This is a genomic window from Streptomyces sp. NPDC093568 (assembly GCF_044764945.1).
In the GTDB taxonomy this organism is placed as follows: domain Bacteria; phylum Actinomycetota; class Actinomycetes; order Streptomycetales; family Streptomycetaceae; genus Streptomyces.
The window spans coordinates 176,019-197,553 of sequence record NZ_JBIWJD010000005.1 but is presented as its reverse complement, the minus strand read 5'-3'; the positions used below and the strand labels follow the sequence as shown (position 1 = coordinate 197,553).

Here is a 21,535-nt window from a genome sequence, read left to right as displayed (position 1 = left end):
TCGGCCCTTACAGCGGTTGACCGCGCGCTCGCGGCGTTGTGGTCAGGCGACCGCGCTCAGGGTGTCCGCGAGGCGGCGGTGGGCCGCGCGGGAGGCCGGTACGGCGGCGAGTGCGGCCGCGCCGGTGACCGCCGCCGCGCCGAACAGGAGCAGCAGCGCGCCGGACGGGCCCTGGGCGATGCCCGCGCCGATGCCGCTCGATCTGCCCTGCGAGTCGATCAGCCAGTGCCCGAGGGGGAGGCCCAGGGCCGTGCCGACGGCGACCGCGGCCAGCGCGGTGCAGGCGGTGGACGTGACCGTGATCGCGGTGATCTGGCGGGGGGACAGGCCGATGGCCTTGAGGGCCAGCAGGTCGCGCTCGCCCTCGCGGACGGTGCCGCCGATCGCGGTCAGCAGCTCGATCAGCCCGATCAGGGCCAGCACCGCGATCAGGCCCACGACGACTCCGCGCAGGGCGGAGAGCCCGTCGGCGGGGTTCGGTACGGCGTGGATGTCCAGGCGGCCCTGACCGGCGTCGGCCAGGCGGTCGGCGACCTGCCCCGGGTCGGCACCCGGACGAAGGCGCAGCTCGTAGAGGGTGGGGGCGAGGCGCGGGTCGTTCTCGCGGAGGGTGTCGAGCGAGGTGGAGATGACCCGGCCGGCGTTCTCCGGCTCGATGCTGCGGCCCACGATGTGCAGGATCTGCGGCTGGTCGCCGACGGTCATGCGCACCCAGTCGCCGACCTTGACGTCCAGCAGCTCCAGCAGTCCCTGCCCGGCCACCGCCTCGTCGCGGCCCACCGCGGCACGGCCCTCCGCCAGGGCGTAGGGGTAGGGGTCGGCATGGGTGCCGAGGCCGCGCAGGGCGATCGTGGCCGTCTGGCCCGGGACCAGGGCGGCCACCTCCACGCCCGGGTAGGCGGCGGCGACCTGCGTGTCGCGTTCCAGCAGCGTGCGGGCCTCGCCGTCGGCGAGATCGGGGGCGTGGACGGTGAGGGCGGTCGGCAGGCCGACCTGCTCGGGTCTGCTGTCGAACCGGTCGATGGTGGTCCACGCGCTCATCGCCACCACGATCAGCAGCAGCGGCAGCGCGAGCCGGGCGACCGTGGCCAGCGAACGGAAGCGGCGGGTGAAGGCCCGGTGCCAGCCCAGCACCAGCGCGGGCGGCAGCCGCAGCCCGAGCGCCTGCCGGGCCGCACCCGACAGCCGCCCTCCGAGCGGAGCCGCGCGGCGCGGCACCGGCACCGGTGGCACCCGCCCCGCCCGCCAGGCGGCGAGCCCCGTCGTCGCGCCGATGAGCAGCACGGCGCCGACCGGCACGGCGAACAGCGCCACGGTGTGTCCGGGCAGCCCGTGCCACACACCCACCGCGTCCCCGAGCCGTCCCGGTATGCGGCTGCCCAGCGCCTGGATGAGGGCGGCGGCAGCCACGGCGCCCAGCAGCGCGTAGGCGAGGTGCTGGAGCAGGAAGACGCGCACCACCTGACCCGGCGTGAAGCCGATCGCCTTCAGCACCGAGATGTCCCGCAGATGACCGCGGATACGGGTGCCGATCGCCCCGTGCACGGCGAGCCCGGCGGCGACCAGCGCGCCCAGCCCGAACAGCCCCAGCACCTGCCCGAGCAGCCGGTTGTCGCCCTGTGCCTCGGCGCGGGCCTGCTTCCAGGTGGAGACCTCGCTGACCGCGCCGGCGCCCAGCACGGTGACGGCGCGCTGGACGGCGTAGTCCGTGTCGTCGGGGTCGGTCAGGCGCAGCCCGATCACCTGTCCGCCCTGGTTCCGTACGGCGGCCGGAGGTGCCCAGACCAGGCCCGCCCGTTCGCCCGCCCGGTAGCGCGGCTCGGCGCTGTCGGCGACGCCGAGGACCGTCAGGGACCGGCCGGTGCCGGGCAGGGTGAGGGTGTCGCCGGGAGCGGCCAGGAGGGCTCGGGCCAGGTGGCTCTCCAGGACCACGCCGTCGGGGTTCGCGGGGTCCAGCCAGTGGCCGGAGGTCAGCAGCGGGCGCCCGACGGCGGGGCGCTCGGGCGTTCCGCGCAGTTCGACGGAGGCCCGGGTGCCCCGGGAGGCGAGGGTGGTGGACGCGGTGGGGTAGGGGCCCGCGACGGACTCGACGCCGTCGAGGCCGGTCAGCTTCGCGGTGTCGGCGGCGGCGCCGGTGTGCAGCCAGACGTGCGCGCCGCGCGCCTGGGTGAAGACACGCTGCCAGGGGTTGGTGGCGTAGCCGAAGAGGGCCGTGGCCAGCAGCAGGGAGACGACGATCCCGGCCGTGGCCAGCACGAGGAACAGCGCCTCGCCGCGGTGCGTGCGCAGATCGGAGTGCGCCCAGCGCAGGGTGGCTCGCACGGGCCTCAGCCCCTCGGCCCGGCATCGGGGAAGTGCACGTACGCCCGCATCTCAGTCCCTGAGCTCCAGCTCCAGCACACCCGACGTCCCGGCCCGGCGCGGCGGCGGGCCGCCGTCCAGTGCGGCGTCGTCGGCTATCCGGCCGTCGAAGAAGCTGATCACCCGGTCCGCGGCGCTCGCCAGCCGGGCGTCATGCGTGACCAGCACGATCGTCTGGCCGCGCTGGTGGAAGCGGGACAGCAGCCGCATCACCTCACGGGTGCCCTTGCTGTCCAGGCTGCCGGCGGGTTCGTCGGCCAGCAGCAGCGGCGGCCGGTTCACCAGCGCCCGCGCCAGCGCGACCCGCTGCTGCTCACCGCCGGACAGCTCGCCCGGCATACCGCGCTCCTTGCCCGTGAGCCCGAGCTCGTCCAGCAGTTCCGCGCGCTCGGCGCGGGCCCGCTTCGGCGGGACGCCGGCCAGCAGGGCGGGCAGCTCGACGTTGTCGGCGACGGAGAGGTTGGAGACCAGGTTGAAGAACTGGAAGACGATCCCGATGCGCTTCCTGCGCTCCACCGACCAGCGGGCCTCGCTCCACCGGTCCGCGCACTCGCCGTCCAGCCAGATGCTCCCGCTGTCCGGCCGCTGCAGGCCGCCCAGCAGGTGCAGCAGGGTCGACTTGCCGGCTCCGGAGGGCCCGGTGACGGCCACGAACTCGCCCTGCCGGACGGAAAGACCGACGCCCCGCACGGCATGGGCCGGAGCGCCCTCGCCGTGATGCGTCTTGACCAGGGACTCGGCACGCAGCACAGGAGTGGAATCGTCGCTCACTCCAGCTCCTCCAGCTCTTCCTGGCACCGCTCCAGCCAGTCGAGGTCGGCCTGGAGGTGCAGCATCGCGCCCTCGATCAGCAGGTGCGCGATGCGGTTGTCGCGGTTCTCGGCGGCGGCCAGTCTCGACAGTTGGCGCATGGTGTTCAGGTACTGGCGCCGCTGTCGGTTGATGAGGGCGATCTGGTCGGCGAGACCGGTCTGCGGAGCGAGGGCGAGCTTCATGAAGAACTCGTCCCGCACGCGCGGCTCGTCCTCGGTCTCCTCGAACCAGGCGCGCAGCGCCTCACGCCCTGCTTCGGTGAGGTGGTAGACCTTCTTGTTGGGTCGGCTCGACTGCTCGACGTCCTCGCCCTCTATCAGTCCCGATTTCTCGAGACGGCCGAGGGTCACATAGATCTGGCCGACGTTCGGCTGAGGGTACGCGGAGCCCAGCAGTACCTCAAGGTCCTGCTTCAGCTCGTATCCGTGCGCCGGGCCGCGCGCCAGCAGGGCCAGGAGGGGCAGCCGCACTCGTGCTCTCCTCCCACATCCCGAGTAATGTGCCGCAGGCCCTAGTATCGCGCATACCTAACAGGTATACATGGCCTCTGTTCCCCGGGCGAAGACGCCCGGTGCCAGGTGTACAGGGAGGAACCTATGCGGTGGATCCACGCCGCCGGTAGGGGCCTTCTCGTCCTCGTCGTGATCCTGACCGGCTACGTGGCCTCCGGCGCCCGTGCCGGCGAGGGAGCCGCGGGCGGCCGCGGGCCGCTGACCCTCGCCACCGCGGGGGACCTCACCGGCTATCTCGGCTCCGTGCTGGACGGCTGGAACCGCACCCACCCCGACGAGAAGGTCACCCTCGTCGAGCTGCCCGACTCCGCCGACGAGACCCACGCGCAGATGACCACCGACCTGCGCGGCGGTGAACGCAGCCGCTTCGACATCCTGAACATCGACGTCAGCTGGACCTCGGAGTTCGCCGCGCACGGCTGGCTCCGCCCGCTGGCGCGCGAGCGCTTCCCGCTGGACACCTTCCTGCCGCCGGTCGTGGACACGGCGACCTACGACGGACAGCTCTACGCGGTCCCGTACGTCACCAACGCCGGCCTGCTCCTGTACCGCGCGGACATCCTCGCCAAGGAGGGCGTCGACCCCCCGCGCACCTGGGACGAGCTGGAGAAACAGGCCAGGACGATCGCCCCGCGGTACGGCCTCGACGGCTATGCCGGGCAGTTCCTGCCGTACGAGGGCCTCACCGTCAACGCCGCCGAGGCCGTCTATTCGGCGGGCGGATCCATCCTCGGCGACGAGGGCGAGCGGGTCACCGTGAACTCGACGGCGGCCCGCGACGGCATCGACTTCCTCGCCCGGGGCGTGCGCGAGGGCTGGATCCCGAAGCGGGCGTTGACGTTCAAGGAGGAGGAGTCCAAACAGGCCTTCCAGGACGGCCGCCTGCTCTTCCTGCGTAACTGGCCGTACGCCTATGTCGGCGCCTCGGCCAAGGGCTCACCGGTCGCCGGGAAGATCGGGGCCGTACCGCTGCCGGGTCCGCACGGGCCCGGGACGAGCGTGCTCGGCGGCTCCAATCTGGCCGTCAGCACCCACACCGAGCACCCCGACTCGGCCGCGCGCCTGCTCGCGTACCTGACCAGTGAGCGCGTCCAGCGCCAGGTCCTCACGCGCGGCGCGCTGCCACCCGTACGGGCCGACCTGTACGAAGATCCGGAACTGATCCGGGAGTTCCCCTATCTGCCGACCCTGCGCGAGAGCGTGCTGACGGCCGCTCCGCGCCCCAAGAGCCCGCGCTACGACCAGGTCAGCCTGGTGGTGCAGGCGGTCGTGCACGACGCGATGACCGGGCGGGAGACGGCCCAGGCGGCCGTGCGGCGGCTGGCGCGCGAGCTGGCGGACATCTCCAGCCGCTAGTTACTTGTTAGGTAACGGCAGCGTCTCATCTGGCCTTCAAATGACCCAGTAAGTCCATATTTGGCGCCCCAACTCGCCAGTATCGTTTGTTTCTTTCATTGACACCCTCGCGATACGCCTACCTAACATGCATGCATGTTGAGTAAGCACCACTGGTGGCGCGACGCAGTGATCTACCAGGTGTACGTCCGCAGCTTTCTGGACAGCACCGGCGACGGCGTCGGTGACCTGGCCGGAGTCCGCGCCGGCCTTCCGTACCTGAAGAAGCTCGGCGTCGACGGGATCTGGCTGAGCCCCTTCTATCCCTCCCCGCAGCACGACCACGGCTACGACGTCGCCGACTACTGCGGCGTCGACCCGCTCTTCGGCGACCTCGCCGAGTTCGATCTGCTGGTCGCCGCGGCCCGGCGGCTCGGGATCAAGGTGCTGTTGGACATCGTCCCGAACCACTGCTCCAGCGAGCACACCTGGTTCCAGGAGGCGCTGACTGCCGAGCCCGGCAGCGCGGCCCGAGCCCGCTTCCACTTCGCCGACGGCCGCGGCGCCGACGGCGAGGAGCCGCCCAACAACTGGCACTCCATGTTCGGCGGCCCGGCCTGGAGCCGGGTGACCGAGGCGGACGGGCAGGCCGGCCAGTGGTACCTGCACATGTTCGCGCCCGAGCAGCCCGACTGGAACTGGCGCAACCCCGAGATCGGCGCCGAGTTCGACCGGATCCTGCGCTTCTGGCTGGACCGGGGCATCGACGGCTTCCGCATCGATGTCGCCGCCGGCCTCTACAAGCACCCCGAGCTGCCCGACTCCGACGACCCGGAGGCCGACGCCCGCACCCGCGACTCGGTCAACCCGCTCGCCTGGAACCAGCCCGAGGTGCACAAGGTGTGGCGCGGCTGGCGCTCCATCTGCGAGGAGTACACCGCCCGCGACGGCCGTGAGCGCCTCCTCGTCGGCGAGGTGTCCGTGCCGACCGCCCGCGAACACGCCCTGTACGTCCGCTCCGACGAACTCCACCAGGCGTTCTTCTTCGACCTGCTCAGCGCCCCCTGGGAGGCCGACGCCTTCCGCAAGGTCATCTCCGAGGCCATGCAGGACATCGCCGGCACCGGCTCGACGGTCACCTGGGTGCTCAACAACCACGACCAGGTCCGCACGGTCACCCGCTACGGCGAGCCCGCGACCGAGGGCAGCGGTCTGGGCGCCGCCCGCGCCCGCGCCGCCGCGCTGCTGATGCTGGCGCTGCCCGGAGCCGCGTACATCTACCAGGGCGAGGAGCTGGGGCTGCCCGAGGTCGTCGACCTGCCCGACGACGTGCTCACCGACCCGATCTTCCGCCGCACCGGAAGCCGGGCGCGCATACGTGACGGCTGCCGGGTGCCGCTGCCGTGGTCGGGACAGGCCTCGCCGTTCGGATTCACCTCCGGCGTGGAGAGCGCCAAGCCGTGGCTGCCGCAGCCGGAGTACTTCGCCGAGTACGCCACCGACCGCGCCCTCGCCGACACCCGCTCCTTCTGGCACCTGTACCGCGACGGCCTGCAACTGCGCGCCGGGCTGCCCCAGTTGGGCGAGGGCAGCCTGCGCTGGCTGGACAGCCCGCCCGGCGTCCTGGCCTTCGAGCGCGGCGACGGCGTCGTCTGCGCCGTCAACTTCGGTACGGCCCCCACCTCGGCGCCGGTCTCCGGCACCCCGCTGCTGTCCAGCGGTCCCTGCCCGGCCGGGGTGCTGCCCGGTTCCACCGCCGCCTGGTGGATCAACGACCGCTGACCCCCCGAACCGACCTCCGTCAACTTCCCATCCCCGAAGGGACATCAACGATGATGCGACGACGTACCACCCTGCTCACCGGCTGCACCGCCCTCGTCCTGGCGCTCGGCGCCACCGCCTGCGGCGGCGGCCCCGTCTCCGCGGGCGGCGGCGACAAGGCGCTCGACGGCCAGACCGTCACCGTGGCCGGTGTCTGGTCCGGCAGTGAGCAGAAGAACTTCCAGAAGGTGCTGGACGCGTTCACCGAGAAGACCGGCGCCAAGACGCAGTTCACGTCCACCGGCGACAACGTCTCCACCGTCGTCGGCAGCAAGATCGAGGGTGGCAACGCCCCCGACGTGGTGATGGTCCCGCAGGTCGGCGTGCTCCAGCAGTTCGCGAAGAACGGCTGGCTCAAGCAGCTCTCCGGCACCGCCCAGAAGTCCGTGGACAGCAACTTCGCGCCCGTCTGGAAGAACTACGGCAGCGTCGACGGCGCGCTCTACGGCCTCTACTTCAAGGCCGCCCACAAGTCGACCGTCTGGTACAGCCCCGACGCCCTCGCGCAGGCCGGCGTCGAGCCGCCGAAGTCGTACGACGACATGCTGAAGGCCGGGCAGACCGTCTCCGACTCCGGACTCGCCGCCTTCTCGGTCGCCGGGCAGGACGGCTGGACGCTGACCGACTGGTTCGAGAACGTCTACCTCTCCCAGGCCGGACCCGAGAAGTACGACGCCCTCGCCGCGCACAAGCTGAAGTGGACCGACGCCTCCGTGGTCGAGGCGCTCACCACGCTCGGCAAGCTGTTCAAGGACAAGCAGCTGATAGCGGGCGGCCAGAAGGGCGCCCTCAACACCGACTTCCCGGGCTCGGTGGAGAAGGTGTTCGGGCCGAAGCCCGAGGCCGGCATGGTCTACGAGGGCGACTTCGTCGCGGGCGTCGCCAAGGACCAGTTCGGCAGGAAGATCGGCGAGGACGCGAACTTCTTCCCGTTCCCGGCGGTCGGCGGTGGCAAGGAGCCGGTGGTCAGCGGCGGTGACGCGGCCGTTGTCCTGAAGGACGGCAAGAACCAGAAGGCCGGCATGGCACTCCTGGAGTACCTGGCGACGCCGGAGGCCGCCGCGGTGTGGGCGGAGGCGGGCGGCTTCCTGTCCCCGAACAAGAACGTCGACCTCGCCTCCTACGGCGACGAGGTCACCCGTGCGACCGCCAAGTCCCTCATCGACGCGGGCGATTCGGTCCGCTTCGACATGTCCGACCAGGCCCCGGCGGCCTTCGGCGGCACCAAGGGCGCCGGCGAGTGGAAGCTCCTGCAGGACTTCCTGCGCGACCCGTCGGACCCGAAGGGCACCGCCGCGAAGCTGGAGGCCGCGGCCGCCAAGGCGTACGAGGGCCAGGGCTGACCCGACATGACCGCCACACTCGTGAACGAGGCGAGTCCCAAGCCCGCCGCGGGCGTCGGCCAGGCACGCGCCCGGCGCTCGCGGCGGCGCGGCCGGATCATCGCCCTGCTCTTCGTCTTCCCCGCGCTTGTCCTGCTGGGGGCGCTGGTCGTCTACCCGGTGCTGTTCTCCGTCGGACGCAGCTTCTTCGACGCCTCCGGCACCCGTTTCGTGGGCGGCGAGAACTACGCCGAGATGTTCCGCGACCCGGCCACACTCAAGGCCATCCGCAACACCACGATCTGGGTCGTGGTCGCCCCCGCCCTGCTCACCGGCCTCGGCCTGATCATGGCCGTGCTGGTGGAGAAGGTCCGCTGGGCGACGGCGTTCAAACTGCTGCTGTTCATGCCGATGGCGGTGTCCTTCCTCGCGGCCGGCATCATCTTCCGGCTCGCGTACGACGAGGATCCGGACAAGGGTGTGCTCAACGCCGCCGTCGTCTCCGTGCACGACGCCTTCCAGGGCGCGTCGACGTATCCGACGGCACGGGCCCGCGACGGCCAGGGGCTGACGAAGGACCAGGACGGTTCGTACCGCACCGCCACGAGTGTGTCGCCGGGCGACGCGCTGACGCTCGGCCTGGTCGGTGTGCTGCCGGGCGACGTGCCCGACGGCGCCGAACCGGCGTACCCGGCGGCGAGTCGCAAGGCGGGACCCGGTGAGCTGCGCGGCGTCGTCTACCTCGACTTCACCCCCGGTGGGGGAGGGGAGCAGGGCAAGGTCGACCGGCGCGAGAGCGGGCTGCCGGAGATGACGGTCGAGGCGCGGCAGGCCGGGAAGACGGTCGCCACGACGACCACGGCGGCCGACGGCTCCTTCCGCTTCGAAGGGCTGGACGACGGCCCGTACTCGGTGAGCCTGCCGGCCTCCAACTTCGCCGCCCCCTACGAGGGCGTGTCCTGGCTCGGACCCACCCTCGTCACCCCGGCGATCATCGGGGCGTACCTGTGGATCTGGACCGGCTTCGCCATGGTCCTGATCGGCGCCGGCCTGTCGGCCCTCCCGCGGGACGCGCTGGAGGCGGCGCGGATGGACGGCGCGAACGAGTGGCAGATCTTCCGGCGGATCACGGTGCCGCTGCTGGCGCCGGTCCTCACGGTCGTCTTCATCACCCTCGTCATCAACGTCATGAAGGTCTTCGACCTCGTCTACATCATCGCGCCCGGCCCGGTGCAGGAGGACGCGACCGTGCTCGCGACCCAGATGTGGCTGGTGTCGTTCGGCGGCGGCAACAACCAGGGCCTGGGCAGCGCGCTGGGCGTCCTGCTCCTGCTGCTGGTCATCCCCGCCATGGTCTTCAACGTCCGCCGTTTCCGAAGGAGTCAGCGATGAACGCGGTCAGGCGGGGCCTGGGCAACGGAGTCGTCCAGGCGTTCCTCGTGGTGATCGGGCTGGTCTGGCTGACCCCGCTGGCCGGACTGTTCCTGTCGTCCCTGCGGTCCGCCGAGGACACGGCGAACGGCGGCTGGTGGACGGTGTTCACCAGCCCCGGTCAGCTGTCCTTCGACAACTACTCGGCGCTGCTGGGGAACGCCGGGATCAGCCAGGCCTTCTGGAACACCGTGCTGATCTCGGTGCCGACGACCCTGCTGGTCGTGGTCATCGCCGCCCTCGCCGGGTACGCCTTCGCCTGGCTGGACTTCCCCGGCCGTGAGGCGGTCTTCCTGGTCGTGGTCGCGCTGCTGGTGGTGCCCGTGCAGATCGGGCTGCTCCCGGTCGCCAAACTCTTCGGCCAGCTCGGGCTGTTCGGCACGATTCCCGGGGTCGTCCTCTTCCACGTGGCGTACGGGCTGCCCTTCGCGGTGTTCCTGCTGCGCAACTACTTCGCCGAGATGCCGAAGGAGATGCTGGAGGCGGCGCGGATGGACGGGGGCAGTGAGTGGCGGATCTTCACGCGGCTGGTGCTTCCGGTCGGACGCCCGGCGATCGCGTCTTTGGCCATCTTCCAGTTCCTGTGGGTGTGGAACGACATGCTGGTGGCGCTGCTGTTCGCGGACAGTGCGTCACAGCCTCTGACCGTTGAACTCCAATCGCAGATACGGCAGTTCGGCAGCAACATCGATGTGCTGGCGCCCGGTGCGTTCGTGTCCCTGGTGGTGCCGGTGGTCGTGTTCTTCGCCTTCCAGCGGCACTTCGTGCAGGGGGTGATGGCGGGGTCGGTGAAGTAGGGGCGTTCTTTCGCCCCCGCCGCCCCTACCCGTCCCATCCCTCTGGGGCTCCGCCCCAGACCCCGCTCCTCAAACGCCGGAGGGGCTGACTTACTCAGCCCGTCCGGCGTTCGAGGACGAGGTACGTCACGGCGAAGCAGGCGGATAAAGCGACCTCGGCAGCTGCGATGCCGCCGCCGAGTCCAACAGCCACAGCGTCCTGGAACGACCACGCGCCCCCGCCGCCGGCGCCTGAATCTCCCCCGCGCCGGACAGCGCGATCGCCACGGCCTGCGCCTTGTCCTCGCCGGCCGCCAGCAGCCACACCTCACGTGCCGCACGGATCGCGGGAAGCGTGAGAGTGACGCGGGTCGGCGGCGGCTTCGGAGCGCCGTGGACCCCGACGACCGTGCGCTGGGTCTCCCGTACCGCCGGCAGCTCCGGGAACAGGGAGGCCACGTGGGTGTCGGGACCCACGCCCAGCATCAGGACGTCGAAGGTGGGAACCGCACCGTGGTTCTCCGGACCCGCCGCCCGCGCCAGTTCCTCCGCGTACGCGGAAGCCGCCGCCTCCACGTCCGCGCCGAACGGCCCGTCCGAGGCGGGCATCGCGTGCACCCGCTTGGGATCCAGCGGCACCGCGTCCAGCAGGGCCTCACGGGCCTGCGTGACATTGCGCTCCGGGTCGCCCTCGGGCAGGAAGCGCTCGTCGCCCCACCACAGGTCGAGCCGGGCCCAGTCGATGGCGTCCCGGGCCGGGGCGGCCGCCAGCGCGGCCAGCAGGCCGTTGCCGTTGCGGCCGCCCGTGAGGACCACGGACGCCGAGCCCCGGGAGGCCTGGGCGTCCACGATCTTCGTGATCAGCCTGGCCGCCGCGGCCTGAGCCATCAGCTCCTTGTCGTGATGCACGACGAGCTGCGGAGTACTCACTTGGTCGCCGCCTTCTTCAACGCTTCCAGCGCCGACGCTTCCTGCGCAGGGGCTTTGCCGGGAGAGTCCGCCCCTTCTCCTTTGGCCGGAGACACCGGGGATTCCGGGGATTCCGGAGCAGCCTCTTCGGCCGACGGCTCCCCGGCCTTGGCCACGGCGGCCTGGGCCAGCGCCACGGCCTGCTCCGCCTTGGCCACCGCGGCCTCGGCACCGCGCACCGCCGAGGCGGGCACGGCGCTGAGCCGCTCCACCCCGAACCGCAGCGCCGAAGCGTAGGTGTCGTCCGGGTCGAGCCGGCGCAGCTCCTCCGCGATCAGCTCGGCCGTCTCCCGCCGCTTCAGCGCCACCGCACGGTCCGGCTGGCCCTGGATGGAGAGGGTCGCCAGGGAGCCGTCCGCCCGGTCGAGGACTATCGGGCCGCGGTCGGTGGCCATGCGGACCGCCGTCAGGCCGGGGCCCGACGAAAGCGACCGCTTGACGGGCACGTCCAGCCGGTCCGCGAGCCACATCGCCAGCAGCTCACAGCTCGGGTTGAACTCCTCGCCCTCCACCTCGACGGCCTGCACCTCGCAGACCACCTGGTCCAGAGCCGCCGCGAGCATCGAACGCCACGGCGTGATCCGGGTCCAGGACAGGTCGGTGTCGCCCGGCGTGTAGGCGTCGGCGCGGGACGACAGCTCCCGCACCGGCTGCTCGGAGGCGTAGGTGTCGGTCACCCGGCGCTGGGCCAGCGCGCCCAGCGGGTCGTTCGCCGGGTCGAGCGGCGCGTTCACCGGCCACCAGACCACCACCGGGGCGTCCGGCAGCAGCAGCGGGAGGACGACGGACTGCGCGTGCTCGGACACCTCGCCGTAAAGGCGCAGGATCACCGTCTCGCCGGTGCCCGCGTCCGCGCCCACCCGCACCTCGGCGTCCAGCCGGGACGTCGTTCGGTCGCGGGGCGAGCGCGAGACGCGCTTGATGACCACCAGCGTGCGCGAGGGGTGCTCGCGCGAGGCGTCGCCGGCGGACTTCAGGGCGTCGTACGCGTTCTCCTCGTCGGTGACGATGACCAGCGTGAGCACCATGCCGACGGCCGGCGTGCCGATGGCCCGGCGGCCCTGCACCAGAGCCTTGTTGATCTTGCTGGCCGTGGTGTCCGTGAGGTCTATCTTCATGGCCGGCGCCAGCTCCGTCCCTCTCGTGCGAGCATTTCGTCCGCCTCGACGGGGCCCCACGTGCCGGCCGGGTACTGCGCCGGCTTGCCGTGCGTGTCCCAGTACTCCTCGATCGGGTCGAGGATCTTCCAGGACAGCTCGACCTCCTCGGTGCGCGGGAAGAGGTTCGAGTCACCCAGGAGGACGTCCAGGATCAGACGCTCGTACGCCTCCGGGCTGGACTCCGTGAAGGACTCGCCGTACGCGAAGTCCATCGACACGTCCCGGATCTCCATCGAGGTGCCGGGGACCTTGGAGCCGAAGCGGACCGTGACCCCCTCGTCGGGCTGGACGCGGATCACGATCGCGTTCTGGCCCAGCTCCTCGGTGGCCGTCGTGTCGAACGGCGAGTGCGGCGCCCGCTGGAAGACGACCGCGATCTCGGTGACCCGGCGGCCCAGCCGCTTGCCGGTGCGCAGGTAGAAGGGGACGCCCGCCCAGCGGCGGTTGTCGATCCCCAGCTTGATCGCGGCGTACGTGTCCGTCTTGGACTTGGGGTCGATGCCCTCCTCCTGGAGGTAGCCGACCGCCTTCTCGCCGCCCTGCCAGCCGGCCGCGTACTGCCCGAACACCGTGTCCCGGCCCAGGTCCTTCGGCAGCCGTACGGCACCGAGCACCTTGGTCTTCTCGGCGGCCAGCGCGTCCGCGTCGAAGGAGGCGGGCTCCTCCATGGCCGTCAGGGCCATCAGCTGGAGCAGGTGGTTCTGGATGACGTCACGGGCGGCGCCGATGCCGTCGTAGTAGCCGGCCCGGCCGCCGATGCCGATGTCCTCGGCCATGGTGATCTGCACGTGGTCCACGAAGGACCGGTTCCAGATCGGCTCGAACATCGTGTTGGCGAAGCGCAGCGCCAGGATGTTCTGGACGGTCTCCTTGCCCAGGTAGTGGTCGATGCGGAAGACCTGGTCCGGGGCGAAGACCTCGTGGACGACCTTGTTGAGCTCCTCGGCCGACTTCAGGTCGTGGCCGAAGGGCTTCTCGATGACCGCGCGGCGCCAGGAGCCGCCCGTCTGGTCGGCGAGGCCGTGCTTCTTCAGCTGCTGGATGACCACCGGGAAGGAGCGCGGCGGCACCGAGAGGTAGAAGGCGAAGTTGCCGCCCGTGCCCTGTGCCTTGTCCAGTTCCTCGATGGTGCCGCGCAGCCGCTCGAAGGCCTCGTCGTCGTCGAAGGTGCCCTGCACGAAGCGCATGCCCTGGATGAGCTGCTGCCAGACCTCCTCGCGGAAGGGCGTGCGGGCGTGCTCCTTGACCGCGTCGTGGACCTCCTTCGCGAAGTCCTCGTGGGCCCACTCGCGGCGCGCGAAGCCGACCAGCGAGAAGCCCGGCGGCAGCAGACCCCGGTTGGCGAGGTCGTACACCGCGGGCATCAGCTTTTTACGTGACAAATCGCCCGTAACGCCGAAGATCACCAGGCCCGACGGCCCCGCGATACGCGGGAGCCGTCGGTCGGCGGCGTCACGAAGCGGGTTCGCTTCAGTGACGTTGAAGGGTGGCAAGGGATCAGCCCTCCGCGGGGGAGAGGCGCTCCAGCTCCGCCTCGGTCGACTTCAGCAGGTCGTTCCAGGACGCCTCGAACTTCTCGACGCCTTCGTCCTCCAGCAGCTGCACCACGTCGTCGTACGAGATGCCCAGACGCTCGACGGCGTCCAGGTCCGCACGGGCCTGCTCGTACGTGCCGGCGATGGTGTTGCCGGTGATCTCGCCCTTCTCCTCCGTGGCCTGGAGGGTGGCCTCGGGCATGGTGTTGACCGTGTTCGGCGCCACCAGTTCGTCGACGTAGAGGGTCGGCTTGTACGCCGGGTCCTTCACGCCGGTCGAGGCCCACAGCGGACGCTGCTTGTTGGCGCCCGCGTTCTCCAGCGCGCTCCAGCGGTCCGAGGAGAAGACCTCCTCGTACGCCTGGTAGGCGAGCCGGGCGTTGGCGACGGCGGCCTTGCCGCGCAGCGCCTTGGCCTCGTCGGTGCCCAGGTTGTCCAGGCGCTTGTCGATCTCGGTGTCCACGCGGGACACGAAGAAGGACGCCACCGAGCGGATGAGCGACAGGTCGAGCCCGCGCTCCTTGGCCTTCTCCAGGCCGGCCAGGTAGGCGTTCATGACCTCGCGGTAGCGCTCCAGCGAGAAGATCAGCGTGACGTTGACGCTGATGCCGAGGCCGATGACCTCGGTGATCGCCGGGAGGCCCGCCTTGGTGGCCGGGATCTTGATCAGGGTGTTGGGGCGGTCGACCAGCCAGGCCAGCTGCTTGGCCTCGGCGACGGTCGCACGCGTGTTGTGCGCGAGCCGCGGGTCGACCTCGATGGAGACCCGGCCGTCCTGGCCGCCGGTGGCGTCGAAGACCGGGCGCAGGATGTCGGCGGCGTCCCGGACGTCCGCCGTGGTGATCATGCGGATCGCCTCTTCGACCGTCACCTTGCGGGCGGCGAGGTCGGCGACCTGCTGGTCGTAACCGTGGCCTTCGCTGATGGCCTTCTGGAAGATCGTCGGGTTGGTGGTGACACCGACGACATGCTGCTGGTCGATCAGCTCGGCGAGGTTGCCGGACGTGATGCGCTGGCGCGACAGGTCGTCCAGCCAGATCGCGACGCCTTCCTCGGAGAGGCGCTTCAGTGCGTCTGTCATGGAAAATCAAACTCCTACGTCTCGTATATGAGCGTCAGCGCTGGGCCGCTGCGAGGGATTCCCGCGCGACGGCCGCCACGTTCTCGGCAGTGAAGCCGTACTCCCGGAAAAGGACCTTGCCGTCGGCCGAAGCACCGAAGTGCTCCAGGGAAACGATGCGACCCGCGTCCCCGACGTACTTGTGCCAGGTCAGACCGATACCGGCCTCGACCGCCACACGCGCCTTGACGGCCGGCGGCAGGACGCTGTCCCGGTACCCCTGGTCCTGCTCCTCGAACCACTCCACCGAGGGCATGGACACGACCCGCGTCGGCACCCCGTCTGCCTGGAGCCGCTCCCGCGCCTCGACGGCCACGTGCACCTCGGAACCGGTCGCGATGAGGACGACCTCGGGCGCTGCGCTCTGCCCGGAGGGCCCTTCGGCCTCGAACAGGACGTAACCACCGCGCGCGGCGTCGTCGTTGGCCTCGTACACCGGCACGCCCTGACGGGTCAGCGCGAGCCCGTGCGGGGCGCCCTTGCCGAACTCCTTCGTCCAGCGCTTGAGGATCTCGCGCCAGGCGATCGCGGTCTCGTTGGCGTCCGCCGGGCGGACCACGTTGAGACCGGGGATGGCGCGCAGGGACGCCAGGTGCTCGACCGGCTGGTGGGTGGGGCCGTCCTCACCCAGACCGATGGAGTCGTGCGTCCAGACGTACGTCACCGGCAGGTGCATCAGCGCCGAGAGGCGCACGGCGTTGCGCATGTAGTCGGAGAAGACGAGGAACGTACCGCCGTAGACACGGGTGTTGCCGTGCAGGGTGATGCCGTTCATCTCCGCGGCCATGGAGTGCTCGCGGATGCCGAAGTGGATCGTGCGGCCGTACGGGTTCGCCTCCGGCAGCGGGTTGTCCGCCGGCAGGAACGACGAGGTCTTGTCGATCGTCGTGTTGTTGGAACCGGCCAGGTCGGCCGAACCGCCCCACAGCTCCGGGATGACCGCGCCGAGCGCCTGGAGCACCTTGCCGGACGCGGCGCGGGTGGCGACGCCCTTGCCGGGCTCGAAGACCGGGAGCTTCTCCTCCCAGCCGGTGGGCAGCTCGCCCTTGCTGATGCGGTCGAACTTGGCGGCGCGCTCGGGGTGGTTGTCCCGCCACAGCTGGAAGGACTTCTCCCACTCGGCCTTCGCCTCGGCGCCCCGCTCCAGCGCACCACGGGTGTGCGCGATGACCTCGTCGGCGACCTCGAAGGACTGCTCCGGGTCGAAGCCGAGGACGCGCTTGGTGGCCGCGACCTCGTCGTCGCCGAGCGCCGAGCCGTGGGCGGCCTCGGTGTTCTGCGCGTTCGGGGCCGGCCAGGCGATGATCGAGCGCATCGCGATGAAGGACGGCTTGTCCGTCACCTGCTTCGCGGCCTCGATCGCGTTGTAGATGGCGTGCGGGTCCAGGTCGCCGTCCGGCTTCGGGGCGATCCGCTGCACGTGCCAGCCGTACGCCTCGTAGCGCTTGACGGTGTCCTCGGAGACGGCCGTCTCGGTGTCGCCCTCGATCGAGATGTGGTTGTCGTCCCACAGCAGGATCAGGTTGCCGAGCTTCTGGTGGCCGGCCATCGAGGAGGCCTCGGCGGAGATGCCCTCCTGGAGGCAGCCGTCACCGGCGATGCAGTAGACGAAGTGGTCGAAGGGGGAGGTGCCCTCGGCGGCCTCCGGGTCGAACAGACCGCGCTCGTAGCGGGCGGCCATCGCCATGCCGACGGCGTTGGCGACACCCTGGCCCAGCGGGCCGGTCGTCGTCTCGACGCCCGTGGTGTGGCCGTACTCCGGGTGACCCGGGGTCTTGGAACCCCACGTCCGGAACGCCTTCAGGTCGTCCAGCTCCAGGCCGAAGCCGGCCAGGTACAGCTGGGTGTAGAGGGTCAGGGACGAGTGGCCCGCGGACAGCACGAAGCGGTCGCGCCCGACCCACTCGGCGTCCGCCGGGTCGTGCCGCATCACCTTCTGGAAGAGGGTGTAGGCGGCGGGGGCCAGGCTCATCGCCGTACCCGGATGGCCGTTTCCGACCTTCTGTACGGCGTCGGCGGCCAGGACGCGGGCGGTGTCTACGGCCCGCTGGTCCAGCTCGGTCCACTCGAGGTCTGTGGTGGTCGGCTTGGTGCTCACCCTGGGTCAGGGCTCCTCTCCACATGTCGGTTGCCGGTGTGACGGGCGCACGGCCCACCGGCTGCCGGCGTACTCGGCGTCGGCCGGCCGTTGTCGAGCCTACCCCCGGAAGTACGTGCGTTTTTTCGACTCGTTCCAGACTGCCGGGAGTCGCCGGGATGTGCCTCCCGACTGGGACGTTCCGCATTCGGCAAGTGAATACGGAGCCGCTCATCCGGGTGCTCAATCGAGCTTCCGCGTGCCCGTCGGACCGCCCCCTCCAACACGACCCCACCCCCGCGAATGTCCGGGTCTGGGCAACGTCTAGAGTGGCGTGGTACGCGCGAGCCTTTACCGGGACTTCACACGGGGAGGCTTGCTGGGATGTCTCTGTCAGGGGTGTGCGTGACGGCCGTTGAATCCCGTCCAGCGGATGGGGGCACCGCCCATGCCATTAAGGCTATGGGGGATATCGGGACGAGCCAGAGCCCGAGCCGGCGGCCGATCGGGGCCCGGGTCATGGGGTTCGTGGCGCTTACCAAGCCGCGGATCATCGAGCTGCTGCTCATCACCACCGTTCCGGTGATGTTCCTGGCCGAGCAGGGCGTGCCCGACCTCGGTCTGGTGCTGCTCACCTGTGTCGGCGGCTACCTCTCCGCCGGCGGCGCCAACGCGCTCAACATGTACATCGACCGCGACATCGACGCGCTCATGGACCGCACCTCGCAGCGCCCGCTGGTCACCGGGATGGTCAGCCCGCGCGAGTGCCTGGCCTTCGGCATCACCCTGGCGGTCGTGTCGACGCTGCTGTTCGGCCTGACGGTCAACTGGCTCAGCGCCTGGCTCTCCCTCGGCGCGCTCCTCTTCTATGTCGTCGTCTACACGATGATCCTCAAGCGCCGCACCTCGCAGAACATCGTGTGGGGCGGCATCGCGGGCTGCATGCCGGTGCTGATCGGCTGGACGGCCGTCACGAACTCCCTCACCTGGGCGCCGCTCATCCTCTTCCTGGTCATCTTCTTCTGGACGCCGCCGCACTACTGGCCGCTGTCCATGAAGGTCAAGGAGGACTACGCGCGCGTGGGCGTGCCGATGCTCCCGGTCATGGCCTCCAACAAGGTCGTCGCCAAGCAGATCGTCATCTACAGCTGGGTGATGGTGGCGGTCTCGCTGCTGCTGACGCCGCTCGGCTACACGGGCTGGTTCTACACCGCGGTCGCGCTGGGCGCCGGCGGCTGGTGGCTGTGGGAGGCGCACGCGCTGCAGAACCGCGCGAAGGCGGAGGTGACGGGCGCGAAGCTCAAGGAGATGCGCCTGTTCCACTGGTCCATCACCTATGTCTCGCTGCTGTTCGTGGCGGTCGCGGTGGACCCCTTCCTGCGCTGACGCAGGTCACAGGGCCCCGCTCTCGCCAGCCGATCTACTCGCGAGTAGCATCCTGGCCATGGCAGACAAGGTGGCCAAGCTGGCCAAGCAGATCAACTCCTTCGCGAAGTCCCACGGCGGCGCCGAGGCGCAGGTCGCCTACATCGGTGAGCGCGGCGCCCGGATCGCGCTCGTGGGCGAGGACGGCGGCTGGGGAGACCTGGTCGCACCCTCGTTCGAGATCGCGGAGAAGGCCGTGGAGAAGGCCGGGGTCACGCGCCACGAGACCTTCGACGGTGAGTTCGCCGCGAAGGTGACGACGGGCGCGTACGAGTGGAAGCGGATGGCCGGGATCCAGCTCGGCGGCTGAACCGCCCGCCTCTTTCGCAACACCAAGTCACCGGTTCACCCGTTAGGACGTGTAAGAAGCGTCCATCCACGGGGAGAGCCGGATGATCGACACACCGTCCCTCGTGGACCAGTACTGCCACGGCGTCCTGCGCACGGAGCTGGGCCTCGGCACCTTCGAGGCCCAGCTGGCCCGCACCGAGGGCCCACCGGCCCCCGGCACCACGCTCTTCGACACCCAGACCGGTTTCGCCGTACGGCGCTGGTGCCCGCCCCTGCTCGGCCTGGAACCGCACTGCCCGCCCGCCCGCTATCTGGCCCGGCGCCGTGAACTGGGCGTGCTGGAGTCGGGCCGGCGTCTGCTGCGCGGCAGCGGCATCACGACCTATCTGATCGACACCGGCCTGCCCGGCGACCTCACCGGCCCCCCGGAGATGGCCTCCGCCGCCTCCGCCGAGGCCCACGAGATCGTGCGTCTGGAGCTCCTCGCCGAACAGGTCGCCGACACCTCCGGCACCGTCGAGTCCTTCCTCGCCAACCTCGCCGAGTCGGTGCACGGCGCGGCCGTGAACGCGGTGGCCTTCACCTCGGTCGCGGGCGTCCGGCACGGTCTCGCGCTGGCGCCGGAGCCGCCGGGGCCGGGAGAGGTGCGGGGCGCGGCCGGGCGCTGGCTCGCGGCACGCGGCGTCGGGGACGAGCTGAGCGACCCAGTGCTGCTGCGGCACCTGCTGTGGATCGCCGTGGCCTCGGGACTGCCGCTCCAACTGCACGCGGGGCTGGGCGAGCCGGGCCTGCGCATCGACCGCACCGACCCGGTGCTGCTCACGGACTTCGTCCGCGCCACGGCCGGGCTCGGCACCGACCTGATCCTGCTGCACGGCTACCCGTACCACCGCCACGCCGCCCACCTGGCCGGTGTCTTCCCGCACGTCTACGCCGACTCAGGCGCCGCCCTCGTCCGCACCGGTGCCCGCGCGGCCACCATCCTCGCCGAGATCCTGGAACTGGCCCCCTTCGGCAAGATCCTCTTCTCCAGCGGGGCCCAGGGCCTCCCCGAGCTCCACGTGGTCGGCGCCCACCTCTTCCGCGAGGCCCTCGCCCGCGTACTCGGCGGCTGGGTCGCCGAGGGCGCGTGGTCGCTGGCGGACGCGCAACGGGTGGCGGGGATGGTGGCGTCGGGGAACGCGCGCAGGGTGTACGGGCTGGAGTGACGGGGTTTACCGCCTCTGCCCCCTGTACGGACTGGGCGTATGCAGACCGAGGTGTTACTCGACCGCTTTCTCGACGGGCTCGAGCCGCTCGCCCCGCTCGCCGACCGGCTGCACTGCACGTATCTGACGCCCGACACGGTGGGCGACATCGACCGGCGCCACCTGACCTGGGCGCACCGGGAACTGTTCGAACGGCCCGTCACCCCGACCTCGGGCTGATCACCTTCGCCGGGCTTGCGTCACCGCGAGCGAGGGCCGGCTGATCTCCAAGCGCGAGGCGCTGGACCTGCTGCCCGGGCCCGGGGCGCCCGTCGAGGTCGTCGAGGACATCCGCAGGCGTGACGCGGGACTACCTGGGGCCGGCGATCGACGCGCTCGTGGTGTCGTACGCCTGAACAGGCAGGTCCGGCAGGGTCACCTCGGGCCGCTCCCGCAGGGAGAGCAGGACGCGGAGCGTGGCGATCCACACCAGGGCCGAGCCCAGCATGTGCAGGCCGACCAGGATCTCCGGCAGGTCCGTGAAGTACTGGACGTAGCCGATGACGCCCTGGGCGAGGAGGATCAGGAAGAGGTCGCGGGTGCGGTTCAGGGGGCCCTTCGGGGCGTCGACCGCCTTCAGGACGAACCAGAGCGCGAAGGTCAGGGTGACCACGATCCAGGCCAGTACGGCGTGCAGCTTGGTGACGTTCTCCCAGTTCACGGGCATCCGCTCGACCTCGCTGGAGTCGCCCGCGTGCGGACCCGCGCCGGTGACCACCGTGCCCACCAGGATCAGCAGCACCGAGGCCGCGACCAGGACCCACACCAGCTGCCGCACCGCCTTGCCGACCAGTGGACGTGCCTCCGTGTCACCCTCCCGGGCGCGCTGCCACATCACCGTGGCGACCGCGATCAGGGCGGACGTCGCCACGAAGTGGGCCGCGACCGTGTACGGGTTGAGGCCGACCAGGACGACGATGCCGCCGAGCACGGCGTTGCTCATCACGATCCAGAACTGGGCCCAGCCGAGGCGGGTGAGGCTCCGGCGGTAGGGCTTCGTGGCACGCGCGGCGATGATCGCCCAGCCGACGGCCGCGCACAGCACGTACGTCAGCATGCGGTTGCCGAACTCGATGGCGCCGTGCAGGCCCATCTCGCTGGTGGCGGTGAGCGAGTCGTCGGTGCACTTCGGCCAGGTCGGGCAGCCGAGCCCGGACCCGGTGAGGCGTACCGCGCCGCCGGTGACCACGATGAGCACCGACATCACGAGCGCGGCGAGCGCCGCCCGTTGGACCGTCCTCGGGGTGGGGGTCCAGCGTGCGGCGATGAAGGCGAGCGGGTTGCGCACGGCCGCTACGGCGTCGGCGCGGGTCACGTTTGGCACGCGCCCTATCGTAGGC

Annotated in this window: 18 protein-coding genes; 9 read left to right on the top strand and 9 right to left on the bottom strand. The window is 70.9% G+C overall.

Going from position 1 to position 21,535, the window contains the following annotated elements; translation table 11 throughout:
- Positions 1-42 precede the first annotated feature (42 nt).
- The 3 genes from ACIRD7_RS21580 to ACIRD7_RS21570 are packed head-to-tail and all read right to left on the bottom strand — an operon-like array spanning position 43 to position 3,644.
- Positions 43-2,322 carry an ABC transporter permease gene (locus tag ACIRD7_RS21580; RefSeq protein ID WP_403455539.1) on the bottom strand — a complete coding sequence of 760 codons (2,280 nt, stop codon included), beginning with the start codon at positions 2,320-2,322 and terminating at the stop codon, positions 43-45.
- 51 nt (positions 2,323-2,373) lie between these two features.
- Entirely contained in the window at positions 2,374-3,132 is a 759-nt protein-coding gene (locus ACIRD7_RS21575) for an ABC transporter ATP-binding protein (RefSeq protein ID WP_403455536.1), read from the bottom strand.
- Positions 3,129-3,644: a PadR family transcriptional regulator gene (locus ACIRD7_RS21570; protein ID WP_403455533.1), complete on the bottom strand. Its 516-nt coding sequence runs from the start codon at positions 3,642-3,644 to the stop codon at positions 3,129-3,131. Before ACIRD7_RS21570 ends, ACIRD7_RS21575 begins: the two co-directional genes overlap by 4 nt.
- A gap of 126 nt (positions 3,645-3,770) precedes the next feature.
- Here ACIRD7_RS21570 and ACIRD7_RS21565 point away from each other — a divergent pair, with 126 nt between their 5' ends.
- The 5 genes from ACIRD7_RS21565 (at position 3,771) to ACIRD7_RS21545 (ending at position 10,392) form a co-directional block, all read left to right on the top strand.
- Positions 3,771-5,042: an ABC transporter substrate-binding protein gene (locus tag ACIRD7_RS21565; protein ID WP_403455531.1), complete on the top strand. Its 1,272-nt coding sequence runs from the start codon at positions 3,771-3,773 to the stop codon at positions 5,040-5,042.
- Between the two features lie 135 nt (positions 5,043-5,177).
- Positions 5,178-6,803 (top strand): glycoside hydrolase family 13 protein, encoded by a 1,626-nt coding sequence (locus ACIRD7_RS21560; RefSeq protein WP_403455528.1) that lies wholly within the window; start codon positions 5,178-5,180, stop codon positions 6,801-6,803.
- Between the two features lie 50 nt (positions 6,804-6,853).
- Entirely contained in the window at positions 6,854-8,185 is a 1,332-nt protein-coding gene (locus ACIRD7_RS21555; protein ID WP_403455525.1) for an ABC transporter substrate-binding protein, read from the top strand.
- A gap of 6 nt (positions 8,186-8,191) precedes the next feature.
- Positions 8,192-9,556 (top strand): carbohydrate ABC transporter permease, encoded by a 1,365-nt coding sequence (locus tag ACIRD7_RS21550; RefSeq protein WP_403455522.1) that lies wholly within the window; start codon positions 8,192-8,194, stop codon positions 9,554-9,556.
- Positions 9,553-10,392, top strand: a complete 840-nt coding sequence (locus ACIRD7_RS21545) for a carbohydrate ABC transporter permease (protein ID WP_403455519.1) — start codon at positions 9,553-9,555, stop codon at positions 10,390-10,392. Before ACIRD7_RS21550 ends, ACIRD7_RS21545 begins: the two co-directional genes overlap by 4 nt.
- A gap of 126 nt (positions 10,393-10,518) precedes the next feature.
- Here the strand turns inward: ACIRD7_RS21545 and pgl are convergent, their stop codons facing one another.
- From pgl to tkt, 5 genes are read right to left on the bottom strand one after another with little or no spacing between them, the layout of a single operon-like run.
- The gene (gene pgl, locus ACIRD7_RS21540; RefSeq protein ID WP_403455517.1) at positions 10,519-11,301 is read right to left on the bottom strand and encodes a 6-phosphogluconolactonase; all 783 of its coding nucleotides are present in this window, start codon (positions 11,299-11,301) and stop codon (positions 10,519-10,521) included.
- A complete protein-coding gene (gene opcA / locus ACIRD7_RS21535) occupies positions 11,298-12,458 on the bottom strand; it encodes a glucose-6-phosphate dehydrogenase assembly protein OpcA (RefSeq protein ID WP_403455516.1) in 1,161 nt (386 codons plus the stop codon). The genes pgl and opcA overlap by 4 nt, the downstream gene beginning before the upstream one ends.
- Positions 12,455-13,993, bottom strand: a complete 1,539-nt coding sequence (gene zwf, locus ACIRD7_RS21530) for a glucose-6-phosphate dehydrogenase (RefSeq protein WP_403455515.1) — start codon at positions 13,991-13,993, stop codon at positions 12,455-12,457. The genes opcA and zwf overlap by 4 nt, the downstream gene beginning before the upstream one ends.
- A 4-nt stretch (positions 13,994-13,997) precedes the next feature.
- Positions 13,998-15,116: a transaldolase gene (gene tal / locus ACIRD7_RS21525; protein ID WP_403455513.1), complete on the bottom strand. Its 1,119-nt coding sequence runs from the start codon at positions 15,114-15,116 to the stop codon at positions 13,998-14,000.
- 34 nt (positions 15,117-15,150) lie between these two features.
- Entirely contained in the window at positions 15,151-17,253 is a 2,103-nt protein-coding gene (gene tkt / locus ACIRD7_RS21520) for a transketolase (RefSeq protein WP_403455511.1), read from the bottom strand.
- A gap of 378 nt (positions 17,254-17,631) precedes the next feature.
- On the opposite strand from tkt, the gene ACIRD7_RS21515 reads away from it, so the two are divergent.
- From ACIRD7_RS21515 to ACIRD7_RS21500, 4 genes are all read left to right on the top strand, one after another.
- The gene (locus ACIRD7_RS21515; RefSeq protein WP_403456381.1) at positions 17,632-18,618 is read left to right on the top strand and encodes a heme o synthase; all 987 of its coding nucleotides are present in this window, start codon (positions 17,632-17,634) and stop codon (positions 18,616-18,618) included.
- Positions 18,619-18,676: 58 nt separating this feature from the next.
- On the top strand, positions 18,677-18,967 hold the full coding sequence (locus tag ACIRD7_RS21510) for a hypothetical protein (protein WP_403455508.1): 291 nt from the start codon (positions 18,677-18,679) through the stop codon (positions 18,965-18,967).
- 82 nt (positions 18,968-19,049) lie between these two features.
- Complete coding sequence (locus ACIRD7_RS21505; RefSeq protein WP_403455505.1) at positions 19,050-20,156, top strand: amidohydrolase family protein; 1,107 nt, start codon at positions 19,050-19,052, stop codon at positions 20,154-20,156.
- A 39-nt stretch (positions 20,157-20,195) separates the two neighbouring features.
- The gene (locus ACIRD7_RS21500) at positions 20,196-20,375 is read left to right on the top strand and encodes a hypothetical protein (protein ID WP_403455503.1); all 180 of its coding nucleotides are present in this window, start codon (positions 20,196-20,198) and stop codon (positions 20,373-20,375) included.
- 130 nt (positions 20,376-20,505) lie between these two features.
- Here ACIRD7_RS21500 and ACIRD7_RS21495 read toward each other — a convergent pair whose 3' ends face one another.
- On the bottom strand, positions 20,506-21,519 hold the full coding sequence (locus ACIRD7_RS21495; protein ID WP_403455501.1) for a heme A synthase: 1,014 nt from the start codon (positions 21,517-21,519) through the stop codon (positions 20,506-20,508).
- Between the last annotated feature and the right edge of the window lie 16 nt (positions 21,520-21,535).

Coding starts and splice junctions, on each gene's coding strand:
- ACIRD7_RS21565 (WP_403455531.1), top strand. CDS start 3,771: ATGCGGTGGATCCACGCCGCCGGTAGGGGCCTTCTCGTCCTCGTCGTG.
- ACIRD7_RS21560 (WP_403455528.1), top strand. CDS start 5,178: ATGTTGAGTAAGCACCACTGGTGGCGCGACGCAGTGATCTACCAGGTG.
- ACIRD7_RS21555 (WP_403455525.1), top strand. CDS start 6,854: ATGATGCGACGACGTACCACCCTGCTCACCGGCTGCACCGCCCTCGTC.
- ACIRD7_RS21550 (WP_403455522.1), top strand. CDS start 8,192: ATGACCGCCACACTCGTGAACGAGGCGAGTCCCAAGCCCGCCGCGGGC.
- ACIRD7_RS21545 (WP_403455519.1), top strand. CDS start 9,553: ATGAACGCGGTCAGGCGGGGCCTGGGCAACGGAGTCGTCCAGGCGTTC.
- opcA (WP_403455516.1), bottom strand. CDS start 12,458: ATGAAGATAGACCTCACGGACACCACGGCCAGCAAGATCAACAAGGCT.
- tal (WP_403455513.1), bottom strand. CDS start 15,116: ATGACAGACGCACTGAAGCGCCTCTCCGAGGAAGGCGTCGCGATCTGG.
- ACIRD7_RS21510 (WP_403455508.1), top strand. CDS start 18,677: ATGGCAGACAAGGTGGCCAAGCTGGCCAAGCAGATCAACTCCTTCGCG.
- ACIRD7_RS21505 (WP_403455505.1), top strand. CDS start 19,050: ATGATCGACACACCGTCCCTCGTGGACCAGTACTGCCACGGCGTCCTG.
- ACIRD7_RS21500 (WP_403455503.1), top strand. CDS start 20,196: ATGCAGACCGAGGTGTTACTCGACCGCTTTCTCGACGGGCTCGAGCCG.